This is a genomic window from Phycisphaerae bacterium (assembly GCA_035275405.1).
Classification (GTDB): Bacteria; Planctomycetota; Phycisphaerae; order UBA1845; family UTPLA1; genus DATEMU01.
Map to the genome: position 1 here is coordinate 744,558 of DATEMU010000015.1, position 21,930 is coordinate 766,487.

Here is a 21,930-nt window from a genome sequence, read left to right on the forward strand (position 1 = left end):
CCGCACTATATCGAAAGTTGCCGGGCCTCGCAACGCACCAAGACCGGCGAAACGGCGGACCGCCTCTCTCCCTATATCGACGGGCGAGGGCCTCTCTAACTAGCGGCGCCGGTTTTGGTTAAGGGGGAACCGGCAGAGCCCCGTTTTAGGGGGCAGCGGTTTTTTCGCCTGGGCCGGTCCGACGGTTTAGCTGAATGAGCCGTTGGTATTCGCCATCCCCAAAGGTATCCTCCAATCCGTCGGGTACGCGGCGAAGGGCGTCTGACAGTACCTCGCGAGCCTCCTTGAATCGACCGGCCCGTTCGAGCGCCGAGGCGTAACCGATTTGACAGGCGATCCTGTAACGGTCTTCCTGTGCGGGGAGACCGCCATACGTATCCCACGCCCCCTTCAATAACACTATCGCTTCATCATGGCGCCCTTGTCCGGACAACATCGACGCGTAACTCAGGAGGCCGATCGCCAATCGCTGCGTGGGCGCCGGAGAAGCGCGGCGCAGTGTCTCGATTCCGTCCTTGTAAAGCTGTTCGGCCCGCTCGAATTGAGGGGGCCTGGCCGCGGAGCGCAGCGCAAACGCCAGACAGATCTTTGAATCGCCGACGTCGAAGTGCTCCCCTCCGAGCCGACGCATTCGGATGTTGAGGGCTTCCTGCTGGATGATCTCAGCGCCCGTCCGTTTCAGAAACGTCATGGCCCGGCCCAACAGCACCAATCGCTCCGCGAGCACGAGTTCATCCATTTCCGGGAGGCCCCGTGTCAGCTTGGCCGCTGTTTCCGCGTGCGCCAGCGATTCCTCCCATTTCCAGAGATTGGCATAGGCCTGTCCGAGCTTGTAGTGAAGCTCGGCGGCGAGTGCCGGTTCGTCCGTCAACTCCCCCGAGACACGCTGCGCGATGTCATTCAGGACGTCGATGATGTTGATGGCGCTTCCGTTTCGATAGGGATTGGCGGAGAGAATGGTCTCCTCCAGCAGGCGGCTGATTCGACCGGCGCGGGTCGAGGCGAGGATGGCATCGTGGCGATCCGATTGGGCGCGGGCCTCGGCATCGCGGGCGCGCACGCGCATCACGTTTGACACCACCACCGCCGCGGAAAGGGCCAGGATCGTCACCGTCAACATTGAGACAGCGGCGGCGTTGCGCCGTACGAATTTGGCGGCCCGGTAGACGGACGTCGCGGACCGGGCGACGACCGGGTGGCCGTTGAGGTAGCGCTGGAGGTCGCTCTCGAGTTGTTCCACGGATTGGTAGCGATCGTCGGCGCGCTGTCGCGTCGCCTTCGCGACGATCGCGTCCAGGTCTCCCCGGAGTAGGCGACAAAGCTGTGCGGGTGTGGCGCCGCGGACGGTGGCTCTTGGCCCGCGATCGTCAGAAACAACCGTCGTTCTCGTTCGATTTCGACCGAATGCCGCACTGGGCGCGGCGATCTCTTCCAAGAGATAATGCGAGTCGCGTTCCGAAGTGGGAGCCGCTCGCGCGGGCAGTCCGGTCAGCAATTCGTACAGAATCAGCCCCAGCGAAAAAACATCGCAGGAAATCGTGACGCGCTGATCCAGGAGCTGTTCCGGGCTGGCATAACGCGGCGTGACGAGGCGGATGCAATGCAAGGTGCGATCGTCGGCGGACCCCGTCGACTCCGACTGAAGGAGCTTGGCGATTCCGAAGTCGAGCAACTTCGGCTGGCCGTCGTTCGAGACCAGGATGTTCGCGGGCTTAAGGTCGCGATGCACAATCAAGTGGCGATGCGCGTGACCGACGGCGTCGCACACCTTCAAGAACAACTCGAGCCGTTCCCGCAGGCTCAGCCGGGCTTCGTCGCAATAGCGGTCGATGGGTGTGCCGGCGATGAATTCCATCGCCAGGTAGGGCATCCCATCGGTCGTCGCGCCGCCGTCGAGCAGGCGGGCGATGCCGGGATGATTCAAATCCGCCAGGGCCTGCCGTTCCTGGCGGAATTTCCTGACGAGCAGAGGCGAGGCCAAATCGCGGTGAATAATCTTGACGGCAACCTGCTGGCGAAACTCGTCTCCGGTGCGAACCGCGCGAAAGACCATCCCCATCCCGCCGACGGCGATGAGCTCTTCGAGCCGGAAGGGCCCAACTTGTCGTCCGAGGTACTCCTGGGGCGACGGATCGGAAATCGAGCCTCGGTGGCTCAGACCGGGCTCGTTGAGAAATCGATCGGCGCTATCGTGCGCCGACAGTAGCGAGCGTACTTCGGATCGAAGACGATCGTTGTCGCCGCAGGCCGCCGACAAGAACCGCTCGCGCTGCGCAGGCGCCACCTCCAACGCGTCGTTGAACAAATCGTCTGGATGGGGCAGGTTCTCAGTTGACATCAGCGCGTCCATTGCCGTCGGCGCGACGGTCGGAGGCCAGTTCGCGATAGAGCCAGGCCCGCGCGTAGCGCCAATCACGCTCGACCGTCCGCGTCGTCGTGTCCAGCGCTTCGGCGATTTCATCATTCGTCAGGCCGGCGAAGAACCGCATCTGGATGACCATGCACTTTCGCTCATCATGTGCAGCGAGTTTCTCCAAGGCATCGCTCAACGCCAGCAGATCCAACGAATTCGCCATCGGGTCATCCGCGACGCCGTCCAGTTGCACACGCGACCAGCCGCCGCCGCGCTTGGCCCGTTTCATGGAGCGGGCTTCTTCAACGAGAATGTGACGCATGGCCACCGCGGCTGCGGCCAGACATTGGGTGCGGCCTGCGCCGGCCGCCTGACCGCTCCGGGCGAGACGCAAGTAGGCCTCGTGGACCAGCGCCGTCGTCTGGAGCGGGTGGTCCGATCGCTCTTTCATCAAGTGGCGGCGGGCCATTCGTCGAAGTTCGCCGTACAGGACGGCAACGAGTTCGTCGAAGGCGGATGGCTGCTGCGAATCGGACGATTCCTCCACCGAAGGCTCCACTGCCTGATGCGGGATCATTCCCCTCACCTCAAAAAAACCGTGTCGGTCTTCCGCCTCCGTTGGCGCATCACTCATTATACAACGCTCCTGGCCCCGAACGACGCTTTTCGCGGCTTTCAGCAGGGCGTTGCGCACGCGCGAGCCCCATAAGCCGGTCGCGATGGCACGGAATCCGAACGTTTTCCACTGACATCGCGATGCCGTGGAGGGTGCGCGCGTGGGTCCCGCCCCGGGGTCGCACCCCGCAACCTCACACCAGTCCGTCAAACGAAAGGAACGTATTATGAACGCTCAAAGGTCCCTGATTCCCACGCGAGTCGTGGCCGCGGTCGCGTGTGTTCTTGCGTACGTCCAAATCCGGCCGGCCCAGGGCCAGTTCGTGGAACCCGGCACCGTCGTGATCCACACGTTCACCGGAGAGGCCCTGGGCGATCAGTTCGGCTGGGTCTCGGAAGACCTCGGCGACATTACCGGAGACGGCGTTCACGATCTGGTGATCACCTCGCCGGGAAACGACACCGGCGGCGCCGGTCGCGGTCGGGCCTATGTTTACAACGGTGCGACGGGCGCGCTGGTGTTTCCGGCCATCACGGGTTTGGTCAATGGGGGGCGCTTGGGCGCGGCGGCGAGCGCGGCGGGGGATTTCAACGGAGACGGCGTGCGCGATGTTATCGTGGGATCACCGACTCAAACGACGTCCACCGGTCGGGCGGCGGTCCACTCGGGCGTCGATGGTAGTCTGATTATGGCATGGACGGGCGCGGCAACGGGAGACCAGTTCGGCTACGACGTGGCCACGCTGGGAGATATTACCGGCGACGGCAGAAGCGAGGTGCTCGTCGGCGCACCGAACAACGATGCCGGGGGAACGAACGCCGGGCGAGTGTATGTTTATTCCGGTGCCGTCGGCGGCCCGCTCCTGATCGCCATCAACGGTTTGAGCGGGGCGGATCGGTTCGGCAGCGCCGTTGCCTCCGTGGGCGATATCACCGGCGACGGACTTGATGACTTCGTCATTGGGGCGGAGAGTTTCGGCGCGGGAGTCGGCTCGGGGTCCGGTCAGGCCTATGTCTATTCCGGGGCCGATTGCCTGCTACCCGCGACGCCGACGCCGGTGTGGACGCTGACACCCGGGGCTCCGGCCGCGGTGTTCGGTCAATGGTTCGCGGATGGAAATTCTGACGTGGATAACGACGGAGTCTTTGATGTGTACGTCTCCGATTACAACGCAAATCGCGCTCGGGTGTTTTCGGGGGCGACCGGCCTGGAGATTCGCACCTTCATGGGCGACGGCAACGGCGGATTTGGAATTGGTCGGATGGCGGGCGACGTGGACCAGGACGGCTGGGGCGATCTCCTGCTGGCGGCATGGATCAGCAATGCAGGGGCATCGGGGGCCGGCAAGGGATTCGTGTATTCGGGGCGGACCTCGGCGGTATTGCAGACTTACACGCACAACGTCGCCAACGCCCAGCTTGGGTTTGACGCCAACGCGATGGGCGACGTCAACGCCGACGGAATGACGGATTATCTTTTGACTGCCGCAAACGACACCAGCGCGACCGGCAAGGCCTATCTGGTCGCCGGCAATATCGTTCCGTTTTCAAAGGCGGACATCGATCTCGACGGTGATGTCGATGATCTGGATGTGGAGGAGTTCGTTGCTGTTCTGCTGGACATGCCACTCGGCCCCTTGCACGTCATTCGCAGCGATGTGAATGCCGACGGAGAGACCGACGGGCTGGATATCGCGGAATATCTGGCGGCGGCGCTATAGGCCGCGGGGGTTTGCCCATTTCGCTCTTCAGGCCGCGAATAGAAATTGGCCGTGCCGCTCATCTCTGTTTATGCTGGGCCCCTCGTTTGAGTCGGGCGTAAGCGAAACCGGGTGGTAGATGTTGCGTGCCGAACCGAGCTCCGGTGGAGAACTTGTCCGGTTGCGGGATGTCATCGACGCGGACCTGCCGATTCTATACGAACATCAGTGCGACCCGATCGCCAATCTGATGGCCGCATTCCCGGCACGGGATCGGGACGCGTTTTTCGCGCACTGGGCCAAGATCCTCGTCGACCCGACGGTGACGACGAAGACGATCCTCTTTGACGGTCAGGTGGTCGGCAGGATCGGGAGCTTCGAGCACAACGGAGAACGTCTCGTTGGATATTGGATCGATCGAGGCTTTTGGGGCAATGGCATTACGAGCAGGGCACTGGCGGAATTTCTGAAGTGCGATACAACTCGGCCGCTGCATGCCCGGGTGGCCAAGCACAACGTCGCGTCGATTCGCGTCCTCGTAAAGTGCGGCTTTTCAATCTGCGGCGAAGACAAGACCGCAGCGGAAACCGGCGGCGAAAAGGTGGAGGAGTGGATCTTGAAACTGGATGGATGAGCTTGTCGCGACCGCACTGCCGGTCATAGGATGATCAACATGACGATTGCCCAATTCCGCCGCCTCGCGCTCTCCCTGCCTGAGGCCGAGGAACGCGCGCACATGGGCCATCCGGACTTCCGGGTAAAGGAAAAAATCTTTGCGACGCTGTTCCCGCGCGACAAAAGGACGTGGGGCGTGCTCAAGCTGAAGCCCGATCAGCAGCGCGTGCTTGTCAAAGCCCATTCGGACGTCTTCCAGCCCGTCCCCGGTGGCTGGGGCAGGCAGGGGGCCACACAAGTCCGCCTCGAGCGCGCCCGCGTACCAATCCTGCGCGACGCGATGATCACGGCCTGGCGCAACGTCGCGCCGAAGTCGCTCGTTCAGGAACAGGGGCTATCCGACGAAGATTGAGCCAATTCAACCGCGCGCCAAAGCGGATTAGAATTCGCAAACATGGCGACAGAATTCTCGCAAGTGAACATCAGACACATTCGCCGGCGGCTGCTTGCATGGTATGACCGCCACAAGCGCGATCTGCCGTGGCGCGGCACGCGCGATCCGTACGCGATCTGGCTGAGCGAGATCATGCTCCAGCAGACGCAGGTAGCGACGGCCCTGCCATATTACGAACGGTTCCTAAAGCGATTTCCGACGGTGCGGTCGCTGGCCGCGGCAAAGCTGGACGAGGTCCTGCGCATGTGGGCGGGGCTCGGCTATTACGCGCGGGCGCGGAATATGCACCGCGCCGCGAAAAAAGTCGTCGCCGAATTCGGCGGGCGATTTCCCTCGAGCGTCGAAGAATTGCGGTCGTTGCCCGGCATCGGCCGCTACAGCGCCGCAGCCATCGCTTCCATCGCCTACGGCACGCGGTCGGCGGTCGTCGATGGAAACGTCGCTCGGGTGGTCGCACGACTGGCCGATATTCGCCACGACGTGCGCCGCGGAGCCGGCAACAAGAAGGCGTGGGACTTCGCCGAGGCCCTTATGCCGTCCAAGCGTTGCGGTGACTTCAACCAGGCAATGATGGAGTTCGGCGCCCGAGTCTGCCTGCCCAGGGGGGCGGCGCACTGCGAAGTGTGCCCGCTGCGAAGCGGCTGCAAGGCTCTCGCTGCGGGGACCGTCGCGCGGCGACCGGTAAAGGCCGCGCGGGTCGTCGTCACGAAAGAACGGCATGTCGTCGCGGCCATCGAGCGAGACGGCCGCTGGCTCGTCGTGCGGCGACCGGACGATGGTCTATGGGGTGGCTTATGGGAATTGCCGACGGCGGTGCTGAACGGCGAAGCGCCTCCGCAGGCGGCGATGATACTGGCGACGAACATCCTCGGCGCGAGGTGTCGCGCGTCGCCGAAGGGGTTTTGCGACGTCACACGACAGTTGTCGCACCGTTCGATTCAATTCCTCGGCCATCGATGCCGGGCGACGGCGCGATCGTCGCTCCGCCGAGGGCGATCCGGAAATTCGCGTTGGTTGACAATAGCGCAGATGGCGTCGCTGCCCATGTCCCGGGCGATGCGCGACGTCGTCGAGACGCTGACGACGGCGAGGCGGCCAGCCTCCGCCGGGGCCGGTGCCTCCGCTGCTAACAGCCCCTGACCGCTTCCTCTCGCTCCCGTATGATTCGAGTCGTGGGAGGCGCCGACGAATGCGAGCCATCGTTCAACGCGTGAGTAACGCCTCGGTGGAGATAGCCGGCGAGGTCGTTGCCCGAATCGATCGCGGCCTGCTCGTCTATCTGGGTGTGGCGGCAGACGACGTCCCAAAAGATGCCGAACAGCTCGCCACGAAGATCGCTCATCTTCGCATTTTTGAGGATGACGCCAGAAAGATGAATCGCGACGTGGCCGACGTCGGCGGCGAAATCCTCGTTGTCAGCAACTTCACCCTCCTCGCCGATACGCGGCAGGGCCGTCGCCCCTCCTTTATCGCCGCCGCCAAGCCCGACACCGCCGATCCCCTCTACCAACTGCTCTGCCAGAAACTCCGGGACTTTGGGAGGTCGGTCCAAACCGGTCGTTTTCGCGAATACATGGCCGTTCGCTCCACCAACGACGGCCCTATCAATATCCTTCTGGATACGCGGGAACCGGGCGCATAGCATCGTTTCTAACGTCTGAAACGCTTGGGGATTAAAGGGGGCCGCGACGACCCACGGGAGCGAGGGTTCCGGCCCGTCGGATTTCCCAAAAAAAGCACGTGACTTTTCCGCGCGGGGCCGTTAAGATAGGAATGTCTGAGGGATTGGGGCTCTTTTCAGTAACCTTGCAATTACGCTGAGGCCGCCTTAATCTCCCCGATGCTTCCAAAGGGACTCCTTTCATCGCTGATTTCGGCGCGGCCCGCCGGATTCGATACCAAATATGACGGCAGTCTGCAACGCCGATGATTTGAGCCCGACGACGATGGCGATGACCCGCACGGTTCACCCGGAGTGATGGAGAACCGCACACGGAGTATCAACAACCGACAACTCGATATCGTAAACCGGTCGTTGGCCTGGCCGGAGGCGTCGGTTCCGGTAAGACCACCGTGGCCAGGATCCTTGAGGAATTGGGCGCGGGCATCATCGACTCTGACGCGCTGAGCCATCAGGAAATCAACCATCGGGAGGTCAAGGACGTCCTCTTGAAATGGTGGGGAAACGGGATTCTCGCGGCCGACGGCGCCGTGGATCGTCAGAAGGTCGCCTCCATTGTGTTCGCCGACCCCGGGCAGCGGCATCGGCTGGAAGCGCTCTTGCACCCCCGTATCGAAGTTCGTCGCGCCGACGTGATGGCAGAGTTGGAGAAACAGCCGCGAATCAGGATGATGGTCTTGGACAGTCCCCTGCTCTACGAGGCCGATTTGGATCTGATGTGCGACGCGGTGATATTTGTAGACGCCGGAACCGACAAACGCCGGGCGAGGTCCGAAAAATCCCGGCAATGGCCCGAGGGAGAAGGAGAGCGGCGGGAAAAATTACAACAACCCCTGGACACGAAGCGTGCCAGGGCCGATTATATCTGTGACAACAACTCCACCTTGAGTGACCTTCGAAAACAAGTAGAAACCATTTTTTCCAGAATCGTCTCGGATTACGGCGCTCCGTGAGTTGTTCCTCGGTGATCGCGGGCGCAACAGGCCCCGCTCGCCGCCGCGGCCATTCTGCAGCAGCCGCTACCATTGAACGACCATAATCTTGTCCAGGAAACAAACCTACCTTTGAACACAGAATCATATCTGATTGGAGGCCGTCATCATGCCTAGGCCGCAAGGACCCCGACAATTCCACAAAAAGCACAAGCGACCGCACGACGCCCATATCAAGCGTCCCGCCGTCCTGCCGTCCTCCTATGATGACGACGAAGACACGACGGCCGTCGCCGTCGCCAACGGCGATGCGCCCGACGCCGCTCCGGCGCCCGTCCCCGCCAGTGCCCCCGTGGCGCCCGAGACTCCTGAAGCCGTCGAAGCGCGCGGCACCATCGACCGCGAGACGCACGAACGCTACGAAAAGATCAAGCGCGGCGATCTGCACATCACCGAATTGCAGCGGATGAGCATCCCGGACCTGCACGAGGTCGCCAAGGCCGAGGGCGTCGTTGACTACGCCGCCCTCAAGAAACAGGATCTCATCTTCAAGATACTGAAAGAGCGAATCAACAAGAACGGCCTCATGTACGGCGAGGGCGTCCTGGAAATCCTGCCCGACGGCTTCGGTTTCTTGCGCAGCCCCGAGTACAACTACGTCCCGTGCCCGGACGACATCTACATCAGCCCCTCGCAGATCCGCCGCTTCGGACTGCGCAGCGGCCACATCATCGCCGGTCAGATCCGCCCACCCAAGGAGAGCGAGAAGTATTTCGCGCTCCTTCGCGTCGAGGCGATTTGCTTCGAGGAACCCGACAAGGTCACCGAGAAAGCCGTCTTTGAAGACCTGACGCCGCACCACCCGACGCGCCGCCTCATCATGGAGACGACGAACGACGAAGTGAACATGCGTGTCATCGATATCGTCACGCCCATCGGCATGGGTCAGCGCATGTTGATTGTCGCTCCGCCGCGCACCGGCAAGACGGTCCTGCTGCAGAAGATGGCCAACGCCATCACCACCAACCATCCCGACGCCTACGTGATCATCCTCCTGGTCGACGAGCGCCCCGAGGAAGTGACGGAAATGCAGCGACACACCAAGGCCGAAGTCATCTCCTCGACCTTCGACGAGCCCGCCAGCCGCCACGTACAGGTCGCCGAAATGGTCATCGAGAAGGCCAAGCGCCTGACCGAGTACGGCCGCGACGTGGTAATCCTGCTCGACTCGATTACCCGCCTGGCCCGCGCCTACAACACCGAAGTGCCGCACTCCGGCAAGATCCTGACCGGCGGCGTGGATGCCAACGCCCTGCAAAAGCCCAAGCGCTTCTTCGGCGCCGCCCGCAACATTGAAGAGGGCGGCAGCCTGACGATTATTGGCACCGCCCTTGTCGACACCGGCTCCAAGATGGATGAAGTCATTTTTGAGGAGTTCAAGGGTACCGGTAACAGCGAGTTGCACCTCGACCGGCGTTTGGTGGACAAGCGCGTCTGGCCCGCGATTGACATCGCCGCGTCCGGCACGCGCAAGGAAGAGCTGCTGCTCGACCCTAAGGAGCTGGAGCTGGTCTACAAGCTCCGCCGCGTCCTCGTGGACATGAACCCTGTCGAGGCGATGGAACTGCTCATCACGCGCCTGAAGAAGGTCAAGTCCAACGCCGAGTTCCTGATGACGATGAATCTGGCGTGATCAGGAATTGCGTTTGCCTAGTGTTGGTGGGGTGCATGGCCGGTTGCGGCGCCTTCGGCCCCTCCGATGTTCCCGACCAGTCCCAATTCGCTCCGCTCGCCGAACTCGCCGCGAACGATCGAGCTTTTGTCCGATTGTACGGTAGCGGCATCGTCCCCGTTGAGTTCATTGCGATCCATCGAGCCTTCGTCTTCAAGACGGCTGGGACTGCTCGTCTCGAGCTGTGGGAGCTCCAGCCGTCGGAAAACGGGCCTTACGGCCACGTGCGCGTCATCGAGTCGCCCGATGTGAATCGCCCCGACTATTTCGATCGGGCCTTTGTCATCGCCGAACTCTTCGACGATCAGGCCCAGGCCGTCGCCGAGTTCATTCAGACCCAATCGCCCACGTACCCGTGCCGGTTCGCCTATGAACTCCTCGGCCCCAACAGCAGCACCTACATCGCCTGGATCCTGCGGCAGACCGGATGGGATGTGCCGTTTTCCATACGCGCAATCGGTCAGGACTCGCCGGTCAATTGCATGTGATGTCTTCTGTCAGCGCCCCCGACAATCTACTGTGCCGATGGCTGTGCGTACTCAATCGCCGCCAGGAGCATCTTCCCATACCGGTCCCACATGGCCGCGCCATCCCAGCGCGCGACGTATTCCGGAAACTCCACGGTAATGATGGGAATCCCCAGCGATTCACCCGCATACGATCCCAGCGAGCCCGGCCGGCCGCCGAGCTTCTTGACCGGCAGGTCGCATGCCGCCGCCATCGCCCGCGCCAGCCCTTCCCCCGGCCCGTCGTAATCGATGCACCCGTAAGGCTCGTGCAGGCTCACAATACGCGACGGCCGCGCGGACTGAAGCAAGCCGTGAAGCGCGACGCTTTCCGGCTCCGACAGCGCGCTGTCACCATGCTGACTCGAATTCTGCCAGTTCGACGCCGGAAAGTTTCGGTTCAGATCGACCCCGCGGACGTTGTGGCGCGTTCGATGCGCATAACCGTCGGGATTGGTGACCGGTACCAGCATGATCCGACGCCCGGCCATCAATTCCGGCCGATAGGAAATATGCTCGACCAGCCGCTCGAGCAGCGGCGTGCCCGCCGATTCATTGCCATGAATCGTCGCGATAACGAGAATACTGTCGGCGCCGTCGCCAAAGCTCAGACACTCGATCGGCCGGCCTTCGACGGAATTTCCGATGACGGATCGCGCCGGCGATATTTTCCCCTTCCCGCCCGCTCCGGTCCGAACCCCATCCTCCGGCGGCCGGCAGGCGACACCGGTCCCCGCGGCGAGGAACGTCACAAGGACCGAACGAAAGGCCGAAATGGACCGTCTGGCAGGTGCGGCAGGCGATAACGACATCGCGGCTCATGTTCCCCTTCCAGGCCCCTGCGTCAAGGGCCAACCCGGGCTTTTATTCGTGGCGGAGTTTCCTTATACTGGCTGGAGCGGGAAACAGATATCAATCGTGGATCGGGGCCGTTCATTGCGATCGGCCCCTTGTCTTGTCAGGGGGGAACCCTCCGTATGGTTCGTTCAAATTCGTCGTATCTGCTCGTCGTCGTACTCTTGTTCGGTGCTCGAGTTTCGCCGTCCCTTGCCGGGCCGGACGTCATCGTCGGCGATCTTTACAGCCTCACCGATTATGCCAGGCTCGGCGATACGGCCGCCCTCGCCGTCGGCACCGTCTCGTGCAACGCGGGCGATCAGGAGTTGAACTGGTACCAGTTACCCGACAATCGCCACCCGGTCATCGGTCAAAACTTCTATCGCCTCAAGGATGGTCGGCTGCAACAACTCGGCCAGGCGTGGCTCAAGCATGGATTCACCGCCTTGCAACAGACGACCTGTTATTCCGATTGTCAATCAAGCGGCACTGGCACCCGGCTCGGGGTCCACTGCTCCGATCCCTATGGTCCCAGCCTCAACAGCGGGCCGGACCTCGGGCCGCGCAGCGAAGTGAATCCTGTCATTGGCTACTACAACGGCTCGACCGCCAACAATCACAGCGGCCACACCCACACCGCCATCAGCCACGGTCTTCAGGTCAAGCACGCCGACCTTGGCAACGCTGGCGCGCTGTATTTCATCGAGGGACAATACATCGCCCCGGACGACGCCACGAGCGGCAACGGCAATAACAACGCCTCCTACCGCCAGTACACGGTCACGGGAAACTCCTCCAATTGGACATTTACGGCTGTCGGTTCGACGGTACGCGAACAACCGGCCATCAACGTTTGGCCTGGCGCGACCTTTACCACCCTCGACAGTTGGCCCGTCGATGGTCGAATCATCGTCGCCACGAAGGTGACCCCACTGGGCGGGACTCTGCATCGCTACGACTACGCAGTCTACAACATGAACGGCGAACGGGGCATCCGCTCCTTTTCCGTTCCGGTCGGCGCCGCGACCATCTCGAACATTGGATTTTCCGCCCCTCTCTCGCACGATGAAGGATTTTCGAACGCGGCATGGGCCTCCTCGAATTCCGGCGGGAACCTCACCTGGTCTACCGATACGTACGCCACCGACCCTGACGCCAACGCCATTCGCTGGGGGACGATGTACAACTTCTGGTTCGACGCCGATGTCGCGCCGATCGGCAGCACCGCGTCCCTTGGCCGATTCAAGCCGGGAGCCGGCGCGGCAGTCATCCTCGGCGCCGTGCAAGCTCCCGCCCCCAGCGACTGCAACAACAACAGCATACCGGACGATCAGGACGTGGCCCCCGGCGGCGGCAGCCAGGATTGCAACTCGAACACGATCCCCGACGAGTGCGAACTCGATGGCAACGACTGCAACTCCAGCCAGGTTCCGGATGATTGCGAACTCGTCGGAAACGACTGCAACTCCAACCAGGTCCTGGACGCATGCGAACTGACCGGTAACGACTGTAACACCAATCAGATTCCCGACATTTGCGAGATGGCCGGAAACGATTGCAACAGCAACGGAGTCTTTGACGCCTGCGAGTTGGTCGGCAACGACTGCGACGGCAATCTCGTGCCCGACGACTGCCAGCCGGACTGCGATCGCGACGGGACGATCGATCCCTGCGAGGGCGAGCCGGATTGCAACGCGAACGCCGTCCCGGATAGCTGCGACGTCAACGGCCTGGCCGGGGGCGTGACGACCTACTATAGCGGAACGATCAACCTGCCGATCCTCGATAACCAGACGACGACCAGCATCCAGTCGGCGACGGCCGGCGGGGCGGTGGTGGACGTCAACGTCCAGGTGGACATTACCCACAGCTACGACGGCGACCTGCGCCTGAAGCTCGCCCACGGCGCGACAACGGTCAATCTCTGCATGAATCGCGGCGGCAGCGGAAATAACTTCAACAACACGATCTTTGACGACGAGGCCGCGACGGCAATTACTTCGGGCAGCCCGCCCTATGCCGGAACCTATCGACCGGAGCAGTTACTGTCTGCGTTTGATGGACAGCTGGCCGGCGGAAACTGGACGCTGACGGTGCAGGATACGGCCTCGCAAGACACCGGAACGCTTATTTCCTGGCGGCTCTTCATCGAGACGCCCACGCAGCCGCCGGTCAGCCAGGACGTAAACGCCAACAACATCCCCGACGAGTGCGAATGCCCGACGTGCGGCGGCGATGTCAACGGCGACGGGTACATGGATGGCGGCGACGTGCAGTACTTCACCGACGCATTGATGGGAACCTTCAGCCCCTGCGCCGACATGAACACCAGCGGCCCGCCGCTGACTCAGGAGGACATCGACGCCTTCGCCGACGCGTTGCTGAACGGTTCGGGGCCATGCCCGTAAGCCTGTAGGGCGGGTTTCAGCCGCCGTTCATTCCTAACCGGTGCAAAGTAGAGCGGGCGTCCCTGCCCGCGTTCTAACTTCGACACCCGGCGCGCGCTCACCTAGAATGCCTCCGTAATCAAACGGAGCGATTCTTGCCCCCCCGCCGTAAAACCCGCCAGGTCCGTGTCGGCCCCGTCCTCATCGGCGGCGATGCGCCTGTCTCGATCCAGTCGATGACGAGCACATACACCTACGAGATCGACAAGACCGTTGCGCAGATTCACGCCCTCGCCCAGGCCGGTTGCGACATCGTCCGCGTCGCCGTGCCCGAGCCGCGCGACACGGAAGCGCTGAAGCACATCCTCCCTCAAGTTCCCGTCCCCATCGTCGCCGACGTGCACTTTCACTTCCAGCGGGCCCTCGAGTCCGTCGAGGCCGGCGTCCACAAGATCCGCCTGAACCCCGGCAACCTCCAGGACCGTAAACAAGTCGATCGCGTCATCCGCGCCTGCCGCGAGCGCGGCATCCCCATCCGCGTCGGCGTCAACGAAGGCGGGATCGTCGAGCGCAAGGACAAGTCCAAGCGGGCCGAGGAGATGGGCCGCCTGGAGCAGAACTACGAAGACCAGCTCGTCGGCATCATGCTCGACAAGCTCGCCGAGTACCTCCGCATCTTCGAGGAGAACGACTTCGCCGATGTGGTCATCTCCGCCAAGTCCATCGACCCGCGGATCTGCATTAAGGCCTACGCGGCGATCAGCGAGCGCTACGACTTCCCGCTGCACCTCGGCGTCACCCACGCCGGCCCGAAGGAGACCGGCTGCATCCGCAGTGTCGTCGCCCTCGGCACGCTGCTGTCCAACGGCATCGGCGACACCGTGCGGATCAGCTACGCCAGCGACCCCGTGCTCGAGGTCGACGACGCCAAGGAGATGCTGAGCTGCCTCGGTCTGCGGGCCCGCGTCGAGCCGGAGTTGATCGCCTGCCCCACCTGTGGTCGCATCGAGATCGACCTGATCAAGCTCGTGCAGGAGGTGCGGCAGCGCCTCGCGACGATCAAGACGCCGGTCAAGGTTGCGGTCATGGGCTGCGTCGTCAACGGCCCCGGCGAGGCCGAAGGCGCCGACGTGGCGGTCTTCGCCGGCAAGGGCAAGGGCATCATCTACGTCCAGGGCGAGCAGAAGCGGACCGTCAGCGAGGCCGACATGCTCGAAGCGCTTTACGAAGAATCCGTAGCCTTCGCCCAGCGCGTCGAACGCGGCGAGGCCACTCTTCGCGGCGGCACGGTCTCGATCAAACCCCCTGACCCGCTGCCAAGGGCGGATGGGAGCCTGCCGCTAACGGTCGTGACGAGATAATCGCCGAGTATCGCGGCCCCCGTAAGCTTCGTATTTACATTAACTTGCAAGCCAGCTATCCACTGAAGAGGTTAAAAATATCTCTTACGGAGATTTTATTTGACTATTCCAGTTAATGTGATATTATTTCAACATCGGACGTCGAACGGTCGCACGTTCACTCCTTAGAAACAGGGCGATAGCCCTAGGTCGCGAAAGCGACCCTGAAGCCTCCTTAGGGAGGCGCCTCGGAATCAGAATTGATTTCCGGGGTACTGCCCCCACGCGTCAGAGCGAAGACGGACGCCGGGTTGCGATGCCGTTCCGAACGGTTTGGAACCGCATCTCGGGGCACCGAACTAAGGAGTTTGCGTGAAGGAAAAGACCGTTCTGCGGAAACTTCGCTCGGTTCGCTCATCTCTAAAAAAGGTGAGAACCCGATTGAAGTTGAACCCCCGCGATGACGTGCTCTTTGAAAACGCGGTAGCTGAACTCGACAAGCTTTGCAGAGGAATTAGCGGCGAGAGCCGTCGCCAATCGGCCAAAGGCCAGATTGGCAAACTCCTCAACAGCCTGGGAACGATTGCAAAGTTTGTTAAGGACTGCTTTTTCGAATGAGTCGCATAGCGACTCATTCGAATGCGGAGGCTATCGATGAAAAAAGAAACACGCATCGCAACCCGGAATGGTAGGTCCCGTACGGGGCTAGATGATAAAGAGTCACTCAAGCGAATCGGAAGGACGATTAAGGCCGTTCGAGCGATTCGAGGGTGGACCCAAGGCGACCTTGCGCGCAAGGTAGGTGCGAGCCAAAACCACATTTGCAATGTTGAAATGGGGAAACGTGAGCCGGGCATTCTTTTACTTCTAGCTCTCGCCAAGGTACTTGGCGTTTCCATCGACTTGTTGGTATTACCGGGAATGCAAGGGCCTGCCATTGGTAAGGGAAAGGAAGATGATCAAATCGGCGCCGATCTAAGAAACCTCTTGATCGGAATCCTTGAAGATACCGCAACACGTTCTAAGGAGGCCTGATGAGCGCGATAGTCCTTGAGCGACCCATAAGGGAAAAGCTACAGAGCCTTGGGTTTAAGACCATTGTTTCGCTCGGGGCGGCCACAAGAATAGAAACGAACAAATTGGTTTCTGCGGCCGAAAACTGTAAGAAGGACTATCCCTACCATTCGTGGCGAGAACCTAAAAGATCCGGGAAGGGCTCTAGGCTGATAGAAGAACCGCTTGGCGAGTTGAAGAACATTCAAGGCCGGCTTAACAGATTATTTCAAAAGCTCGTACTCCCAGATATTTTTCATGGCTGCTATGAGGGAACACACGTAAAAACAAATGCGTCTCCACATCTTCGAGCGAAGCAACTCGAACAAATCGACCTGACCAATTACTACTACAATATCCATTACTCCCAAGTCTATGGGGCGTTCCGCGAACTCGGATGCTCTCCTGACGTTGCTAGATTACTGACCCGACTAACAACCATCAAAGGTCATGTGCCACAGGGAGCGCCTACGAGCCCCATAGTGGCTGTAGTAGCTTTGCTCGATGCATCTCGTCGGATCGGGGAACTTTGTAGGCAAATCGATGCAAAGATCACTATTTACGGTGATAATATTTGCATTTCTGGTCCGCCGCATGTGAAACATTATGGCAAAACGTTTCTAAACATCGTGCGTCAATCTGGTTTCAAGAGTCGATCCGGCAAACGATCATCAGTCAGTCGTTCCGAAATCTGGCAGTTGCCGGGACTCGAAGTTCGCCAGGGCCGCGTCGACGTGCCTACAGAAGAGTTCCACGAACTGCGAGACTTGCTTGATCGTTGTATCAAGGAAGGCCCGGATGGCTTAGGAAAGCATGTATGTCCTCGATTCAGGACTAAGGTCTCCGGACGAATATATCATTATACATGGATCGGAACTGGACGAGCAGGAAAGATCACCGCACGCGCTCAATGTTTGACGCGACTCTGGCAACGCGTACTGTGGCCGAGCAAGTTCAACCGGATTGGATGCGACACGAAGAAATGCACTTGTGATGTCGATTAGGCCGCTATCAATGAAAAGGAGGTTGAAGAACCGGGCTGGATGGGTTATCTGCATCTCCAACAAGGGCTACCCGGCATCCCTTGAACGCGCGAAGGTCTATCAATCTTTATCCGATCCTTCTGGTGCGAGAATCGGAATGGTTCGGGTCACGGACGAATCCGGCGAAGACTATCTCTTTCCCAAGCAGCTCTTCCGTCCTATCAAGCTCGCACCTTCCCTTGAAAAAAGTCTGCGCCGATCGAATCGGAGGCGATGAAGATCGCCGTTGCAGACGTGAGCGCGATCCCGCCGGTCCGTTTGACGACTAGGCGAACACGTCGCCAGTTCTGATAGAGACAATCGGGGTCAGCCATGCCCGTTCATCTCAATGGCCAGAACACGACCGAATCACAGCCAACCAGTCCCCTCGATACCGCTGATCGCCCCATCGACCTCGCCAAACTCTCCCGCCGCTCCTTCATCGCCGCCTGCCTGGCCGGTTGCAGCCAGGCCGCGCTGCCGAGCGTGCCGCCAATGGCTCCCGAACCGCTCGCCAAGAAACCCGAGCGCCGAGGCGAGACATGGGCCCTGCTCGCCGACCCGCACATCAGCCGCAAGCTCGATCGCAAGTTCGGCCTGTCCTGTATGGCCGACAACCTCCGCCGCGTCGTCGACGAAGTCGGCCCGCTCGCCCCCGACCAGCTCCTCGTCAACGGCGACATCGGCTACATGCACGGTCGCACCGAGGACTACGCCGCGTTCCTCGAATTGGTCTCGCCCCTGCGAGCCATCCCGACCCACCTGACGCTCGGCAATCACGACCATCGCGGACGCTTCGTGCAATCGCTACCCGTCGCCCACGACGTCGCGGTCAGCGAAAAAGCCGTCTCGTCACAGCGCATCAACGATCATCGCTGGCTCTTCCTCGACTCGCTCGACGAGACGCACTCCGTCCGCGGCAGCCTCGGCCCGGCCCAGCGCGCGTGGCTCGAAAACTGCCTCAACGACGACCCGCACACGCCGACGATCCTCTGCCTCCACCACAACCCCGACCTCTCGCCCGTGGGCCTGACCGACTACGACGAGTTCGAGCGCCTCGTTCTGCCGCGCCGACAGGTCAAGCTCGTCCTCTTCGGTCACACGCATATCTTCCGCACGTGGCAGACCGACGGCCTGCATTTCGTCAACCTCCCCGCCATCGGCTTCCGCCTGCGACCGCTCACCTCATTGGGCTGGATGGCCGCCAACGTGGAGCCCGACCGTGCCTGGCTGACCTTTCATGGCATTACCGGAAAGGAACTTGAGAACGGCGTGGAGAAGGAGCTACGGTGGAGGAGCTACTCGTAGGCGTTGCCCTCACACAACATCTTCATTGAACGCTTACCTTTTCAAGCCCGCACCCCAATTTGTGCGATCAAGTAGCAGAGAGAATCAACAGCCAAGGGCGGACGTCCTCCATACCCAACTATGCGCACCATCCTCCTCCTCACCGCCTCCAACCTCTTCATGACCATCGCCTGGTACGGTCACCTCAAGTACAAATCCTCCGCCCTCTGGAAGGTCGTGCTTATCAGCTGGGGAATCGCCTTCTTTGAATATTGCCTCCAAGTCCCCGCCAATCGCTGGGGCCATGGCCGCTGGACCGCGACCGAGCTGAAGATCATGCAGGAGGTCATTACCCTGCTCGTCTTCAGCGGCTTCTGCTTCTTCTACCTTCACGAAACCCCGCGCTGGAACCATTGGGTCGCCTTCGTCCTGCTCGTCGCCGCCGTCGCCTTCGCCTTTTTGCCGCTTTACCCGTCGAAACCCAGCTAAAGATCACCCCAATTTGCCTTTTTCCGGCCGTATCGCATAATTACCTGCCGTGGGGCTCGTCGCCGTGTGCGGCCTGCCCCCGCCCGTGTTCGACCAGACACCTCGCTTATCTAAGGACCCGTGCCATGAAAATCCGGCGCTCGTTCGCTCTCAGCATGACCCTGTCGACCGTTCTCGCCACCTTTGCGCCCACCGCTTCGGCCGCCCCCATCGATACGACAGCCGACGCCGTCGTCGGCCAGGCGGATTTCGCCGGCAAACTGGCTAACCGGGGAGGCGCCGCGGCGAGCAACGTGACGCTGAACGAACCCCGCGGTGTCGCCATTGATCCCGTGACCGGCCGTCTTTTTGTCGCCGATGCGCTCAATAATCGCGTCCTGAGCTGGCAGACTCCTGAGTCGTTCACGAACGGCAAAAACGCCGACCTCGTAATCGGCCAGGTGAACTTCGTTCTGAACCTCTGCAATCGCAGCGCCAACGTCCTGGATCCCCCAGCCCGAAATACCCTCTGCGAGCCGCGAAGCGTCGCGGTAGATTCGGCGGGCCGCCTCTACGTCGCGGACTTCGGCAACCATCGCGTCCTGCGATTTGATCCTCCCATCGTCAGCAAAATGGACGCCGATCAGGTCTTCGGTCAGGCCGGCAGCTTTGTCACCAAGAATCAAGGAATCGTCCCGACCGCCGACAATCTCGGCAACGCTGAGGGCGTCGCCGTCGATGGCGAGGACAACCTGTTCATCACCGACTTGTTCAATAGTCGCGTCCTCGGTTTCAATCAGCCCGCACTGCCCACCGAGGACACGACCGCCGACGCGGTCTTCGGACAGGCGAACTTCACGTCCGGCATGGCCAACAGAGGCGGCAATCCCGGGGAGAAGACGCTTCAACGCCCGGAGACGAGTTGTTTCGACGCTGAAGGTAACATGTATGTGGCGGACAACCAGAACAATCGCGTGCTCCTTTATCTGGCCCCGCTGGCCACCGACATGTCCGCCACGCGCGTCTACGGCCAGCCCAACTTCTCCACGAACGGTGCTAATCAGGGCGGACTCACCGCCACCAGTATGAGCGGGCCCGTCGGCGTCGCGATCGATCCGATCACGGGAAATCTTTTCGTCGCCGACGCGGGGAACAGTCGTATCCTCGAATTTGCCGATCCCAAAAACGACAGCACCGCCGATCGCGTCTTCGGCCAGGGCGGTGACTTCACGACCGGCACCGCCAACAAAGGCGCGCCGGCCGGTCAGGCCTCAGCCGATACGCTCAACGACGTGGGTGGCGTGGCCTTCGACGCCGCCGGTCGTCTCTATGCCGGCGATCGACTCAATCACAGAATACTGCGCTACGACGCGCCGCCGCCGGCAGAACCTCCGCCGCCGCCCCCGCCGCCGCCGCCTGCGGCTGACGCGTGTGGCGCCTGCGGTCAACTGGGCCCGGGCATGGCGGCGATGATGCCGATGACACTGGTGGGACTGGCCGCCTGGCGGCGCGTACGACGCAAACGATCGGGCGCGGACTAAGTTTGCAGCCGAGGTTGGCTCCTTGTCGCCGTATCAGAGGATCAACACATGCCGTTCAACGACATTCGTGTCATTGCGTTCGCGCTGCTCAGTGCATCAGTCGCCGCAACGCCATCCTTCGCCGCCCCCGGCGATACCATCGCCGACGCCGTCCTCGGCCAGTTCCGCCTGGACGACAATGTCCCCAACCAAGGCGGTCTCTCCCTGCAATTCAGTCTCAATGAGCCGTACGGCGTCGCCATTTCACCGTCCGACGGTCGCCTCTGGGTCGCCGACCGGGAGAACCATCGCGTCCTGTCCTGGCCGGACCCGGCGTCATTCGTCAATCGCGAGGCCGCCGACATCGTCCTCGGCCAGGAGGGCTTCTTTACTAATCTGGCCAACAAGGGCATGGCCGGTCCACTGGCCGACACCTTGAACTCGCCCAAGACACTCGCCCTCGATGCGGCTGGTCGGCTTTATGTCGCCGATACCGGCAACTTCCGCATCCTTCGCTACGACCCGCCGATCCTCTCCGCCGAAGACGCGGTGCAGGTCTTCGGCCAGCCCGACTTCGGCACGGCGCTGCAGAACTTCAACGGGCCCAGCGATGAGAGCATCGGCAGCGCGGACGGTGTAGCCGTCGATGCGATCGGCAACCTGTACCTCGCCGACGGCGCCAACCATCGCGTCCTCATCTTCAACACCCCGGCCGCGGATGACACGGTCGCTGACACGGTTCTTGGCCAGGTGAACTTCACGAACAACGACGTAAACGCCGGCCTGGGAGACCCCGGGGAGACAACTTTCAACACCCCTGTCGGCGTGGCCGTCGACGCGGCGGGCAATCTGTACGTCTGCGATCAGGGGAATAACCGCGTGCTGCTCTTCACGCCGCCGTTCGTCAACAACGAGGAGGCCGTCAAGGTCTTCGGCCAGCCCAATTTCATCACCGAACTCCCCAACTTCGGCAGTCTGAGCGCGACCAGCCTCTTCGGTCCCATCGCCGCGGCGATCGACCCCGTGACCGACCGGCTGTACATCGCCGACACCGGCAATCATCGCATCCTGGAATATGAAGACCCGGTCGCGGGCGACACGGAGGCGGATCGCGTCTTCGGTCAGATCATCTTTACCACCGGCGTGGCGAACAAAGGCGGCGACACGATGGCCGATACGGTGAACGGCCCGACGGGCGTTGTGTTGGATGACGAGGGCAATTTGTATGCGGCCGACCGGCTGAACAACCGCGTCCTCCGCTACGACGCCACCGGCGGCGGCGGCCTGCCGCCCGCCTGCGGCGCCTGCGGCGCGGGATTGACGCCGCTGATGCCGTTGGCCGTGGTGGGGCTCATCGTCGCTCGAAGGATTCGGCGGCGGAGTTGAGGAGTGAGTCTGGCGACGGGGCGCGCCGGGAGCAAAAGCGGG

At 61.7% G+C, this 21,930-nt stretch carries 20 protein-coding genes; 17 read left to right on the forward strand and 3 right to left on the reverse strand.

Annotation, left to right across the window (positions count from 1 at the left end; genetic code table 11):
- Positions 1-145 precede the first annotated feature (145 nt).
- Both VJZ71_20865 and VJZ71_20870 read right to left on the reverse strand, forming a co-directional pair.
- Complete coding sequence (locus tag VJZ71_20865; protein HKQ50536.1) at positions 146-2,338, reverse strand: serine/threonine-protein kinase; 2,193 nt, start codon at positions 2,336-2,338, stop codon at positions 146-148.
- Complete coding sequence (locus VJZ71_20870; GenBank protein HKQ50537.1) at positions 2,328-2,987, reverse strand: ECF-type sigma factor; 660 nt, start codon at positions 2,985-2,987, stop codon at positions 2,328-2,330. The genes VJZ71_20865 and VJZ71_20870 overlap by 11 nt, the downstream gene beginning before the upstream one ends.
- A 208-nt stretch (positions 2,988-3,195) precedes the next feature.
- On the opposite strand from VJZ71_20870, the gene VJZ71_20875 reads away from it, so the two are divergent.
- From VJZ71_20875 to VJZ71_20910, 8 genes are all read left to right on the forward strand, one after another.
- The gene (locus VJZ71_20875; protein HKQ50538.1) at positions 3,196-4,689 is read left to right on the forward strand and encodes a VCBS repeat-containing protein; all 1,494 of its coding nucleotides are present in this window, start codon (positions 3,196-3,198) and stop codon (positions 4,687-4,689) included.
- Between the two features lie 118 nt (positions 4,690-4,807).
- The gene (locus VJZ71_20880; GenBank protein HKQ50539.1) at positions 4,808-5,302 is read left to right on the forward strand and encodes a GNAT family protein; all 495 of its coding nucleotides are present in this window, start codon (positions 4,808-4,810) and stop codon (positions 5,300-5,302) included.
- Positions 5,303-5,341: 39 nt separating this feature from the next.
- The gene (locus tag VJZ71_20885; protein HKQ50540.1) at positions 5,342-5,695 is read left to right on the forward strand and encodes an MmcQ/YjbR family DNA-binding protein; all 354 of its coding nucleotides are present in this window, start codon (positions 5,342-5,344) and stop codon (positions 5,693-5,695) included.
- Positions 5,696-5,737: 42 nt separating this feature from the next.
- Positions 5,738-6,877 (forward strand): A/G-specific adenine glycosylase, encoded by a 1,140-nt coding sequence (mutY, locus tag VJZ71_20890; GenBank protein ID HKQ50541.1) that lies wholly within the window; start codon positions 5,738-5,740, stop codon positions 6,875-6,877.
- Positions 6,878-6,926: 49 nt separating this feature from the next.
- Positions 6,927-7,379: a D-aminoacyl-tRNA deacylase gene (dtd, locus tag VJZ71_20895; protein ID HKQ50542.1), complete on the forward strand. Its 453-nt coding sequence runs from the start codon at positions 6,927-6,929 to the stop codon at positions 7,377-7,379.
- A 398-nt stretch (positions 7,380-7,777) separates the two neighbouring features.
- Positions 7,778-8,371 carry a dephospho-CoA kinase gene (coaE, locus tag VJZ71_20900; protein HKQ50543.1) on the forward strand — a complete coding sequence of 198 codons (594 nt, stop codon included), beginning with the start codon at positions 7,778-7,780 and terminating at the stop codon, positions 8,369-8,371.
- 148 nt (positions 8,372-8,519) lie between these two features.
- Positions 8,520-10,043, forward strand: a complete 1,524-nt coding sequence (gene rho / locus VJZ71_20905) for a transcription termination factor Rho (GenBank protein HKQ50544.1) — start codon at positions 8,520-8,522, stop codon at positions 10,041-10,043.
- A gap of 35 nt (positions 10,044-10,078) precedes the next feature.
- Positions 10,079-10,570, forward strand: a complete 492-nt coding sequence (locus VJZ71_20910; GenBank protein HKQ50545.1) for a DUF3750 domain-containing protein — start codon at positions 10,079-10,081, stop codon at positions 10,568-10,570.
- A gap of 26 nt (positions 10,571-10,596) precedes the next feature.
- Here VJZ71_20910 and VJZ71_20915 read toward each other — a convergent pair whose 3' ends face one another.
- On the reverse strand, positions 10,597-11,400 hold the full coding sequence (locus tag VJZ71_20915) for a DUF2817 domain-containing protein (protein HKQ50546.1): 804 nt from the start codon (positions 11,398-11,400) through the stop codon (positions 10,597-10,599).
- Between the two features lie 165 nt (positions 11,401-11,565).
- Between VJZ71_20915 and VJZ71_20920 the strand changes: the two genes are divergently transcribed.
- From VJZ71_20920 to VJZ71_20960, 9 genes are all read left to right on the forward strand, one after another.
- Entirely contained in the window at positions 11,566-13,833 is a 2,268-nt protein-coding gene (locus tag VJZ71_20920) for a proprotein convertase P-domain-containing protein (GenBank protein ID HKQ50547.1), read from the forward strand.
- Positions 13,834-13,967: 134 nt separating this feature from the next.
- Positions 13,968-15,173, forward strand: a complete 1,206-nt coding sequence (gene ispG / locus VJZ71_20925) for a flavodoxin-dependent (E)-4-hydroxy-3-methylbut-2-enyl-diphosphate synthase (GenBank protein ID HKQ50548.1) — start codon at positions 13,968-13,970, stop codon at positions 15,171-15,173.
- 351 nt (positions 15,174-15,524) lie between these two features.
- Positions 15,525-15,770, forward strand: a complete 246-nt coding sequence (locus VJZ71_20930) for a hypothetical protein (GenBank protein ID HKQ50549.1) — start codon at positions 15,525-15,527, stop codon at positions 15,768-15,770.
- A gap of 36 nt (positions 15,771-15,806) precedes the next feature.
- Entirely contained in the window at positions 15,807-16,187 is a 381-nt protein-coding gene (locus tag VJZ71_20935) for a helix-turn-helix transcriptional regulator (protein ID HKQ50550.1), read from the forward strand.
- The gene (locus VJZ71_20940) at positions 16,187-17,209 is read left to right on the forward strand and encodes a reverse transcriptase family protein (GenBank protein ID HKQ50551.1); all 1,023 of its coding nucleotides are present in this window, start codon (positions 16,187-16,189) and stop codon (positions 17,207-17,209) included. Before VJZ71_20935 ends, VJZ71_20940 begins: the two co-directional genes overlap by 1 nt.
- A 351-nt stretch (positions 17,210-17,560) precedes the next feature.
- The gene (locus VJZ71_20945; protein ID HKQ50552.1) at positions 17,561-18,535 is read left to right on the forward strand and encodes a metallophosphoesterase; all 975 of its coding nucleotides are present in this window, start codon (positions 17,561-17,563) and stop codon (positions 18,533-18,535) included.
- 120 nt (positions 18,536-18,655) lie between these two features.
- Positions 18,656-19,003 carry a DMT family protein gene (locus VJZ71_20950; protein ID HKQ50553.1) on the forward strand — a complete coding sequence of 116 codons (348 nt, stop codon included), beginning with the start codon at positions 18,656-18,658 and terminating at the stop codon, positions 19,001-19,003.
- A gap of 125 nt (positions 19,004-19,128) precedes the next feature.
- Positions 19,129-20,523 carry an NHL repeat-containing protein gene (locus VJZ71_20955; protein ID HKQ50554.1) on the forward strand — a complete coding sequence of 465 codons (1,395 nt, stop codon included), beginning with the start codon at positions 19,129-19,131 and terminating at the stop codon, positions 20,521-20,523.
- 48 nt (positions 20,524-20,571) lie between these two features.
- The gene (locus VJZ71_20960; protein HKQ50555.1) at positions 20,572-21,888 is read left to right on the forward strand and encodes an NHL repeat-containing protein; all 1,317 of its coding nucleotides are present in this window, start codon (positions 20,572-20,574) and stop codon (positions 21,886-21,888) included.
- The last annotated feature ends 42 nt before the right edge of the window (positions 21,889-21,930 follow it).

What these genes read in the sequence shown, in the direction of transcription:
- VJZ71_20960 (HKQ50555.1), top strand. Translation starts at nt 20,572, where the DNA reads ATGCCGTTCAACGACATTCGTGTCATTGCGTTCGCGCTGCTCAGTGCA.
- mutY (HKQ50541.1), top strand. Translation starts at nt 5,738, where the DNA reads ATGGCGACAGAATTCTCGCAAGTGAACATCAGACACATTCGCCGGCGG.
- VJZ71_20950 (HKQ50553.1), top strand. Translation starts at nt 18,656, where the DNA reads ATGCGCACCATCCTCCTCCTCACCGCCTCCAACCTCTTCATGACCATC.
- VJZ71_20910 (HKQ50545.1), top strand. Translation starts at nt 10,079, where the DNA reads ATGGCCGGTTGCGGCGCCTTCGGCCCCTCCGATGTTCCCGACCAGTCC.
- dtd (HKQ50542.1), top strand. Translation starts at nt 6,927, where the DNA reads ATGCGAGCCATCGTTCAACGCGTGAGTAACGCCTCGGTGGAGATAGCC.
- VJZ71_20945 (HKQ50552.1), top strand. Translation starts at nt 17,561, where the DNA reads ATGCCCGTTCATCTCAATGGCCAGAACACGACCGAATCACAGCCAACC.
- VJZ71_20940 (HKQ50551.1), top strand. Translation starts at nt 16,187, where the DNA reads ATGAGCGCGATAGTCCTTGAGCGACCCATAAGGGAAAAGCTACAGAGC.
- VJZ71_20920 (HKQ50547.1), top strand. Translation starts at nt 11,566, where the DNA reads ATGGTTCGTTCAAATTCGTCGTATCTGCTCGTCGTCGTACTCTTGTTC.
- rho (HKQ50544.1), top strand. Translation starts at nt 8,520, where the DNA reads ATGCCTAGGCCGCAAGGACCCCGACAATTCCACAAAAAGCACAAGCGA.
- VJZ71_20935 (HKQ50550.1), top strand. Translation starts at nt 15,807, where the DNA reads ATGAAAAAAGAAACACGCATCGCAACCCGGAATGGTAGGTCCCGTACG.
- VJZ71_20865 (HKQ50536.1), bottom strand. Translation starts at nt 2,338, where the DNA reads ATGTCAACTGAGAACCTGCCCCATCCAGACGATTTGTTCAACGACGCG.
- VJZ71_20875 (HKQ50538.1), top strand. Translation starts at nt 3,196, where the DNA reads ATGAACGCTCAAAGGTCCCTGATTCCCACGCGAGTCGTGGCCGCGGTC.
- VJZ71_20955 (HKQ50554.1), top strand. Translation starts at nt 19,129, where the DNA reads ATGAAAATCCGGCGCTCGTTCGCTCTCAGCATGACCCTGTCGACCGTT.
- VJZ71_20870 (HKQ50537.1), bottom strand. Translation starts at nt 2,987, where the DNA reads ATGAGTGATGCGCCAACGGAGGCGGAAGACCGACACGGTTTTTTTGAG.
- VJZ71_20880 (HKQ50539.1), top strand. Translation starts at nt 4,808, where the DNA reads ATGTTGCGTGCCGAACCGAGCTCCGGTGGAGAACTTGTCCGGTTGCGG.
- VJZ71_20915 (HKQ50546.1), bottom strand. Translation starts at nt 11,400, where the DNA reads ATGTCGTTATCGCCTGCCGCACCTGCCAGACGGTCCATTTCGGCCTTT.
- VJZ71_20885 (HKQ50540.1), top strand. Translation starts at nt 5,342, where the DNA reads ATGACGATTGCCCAATTCCGCCGCCTCGCGCTCTCCCTGCCTGAGGCC.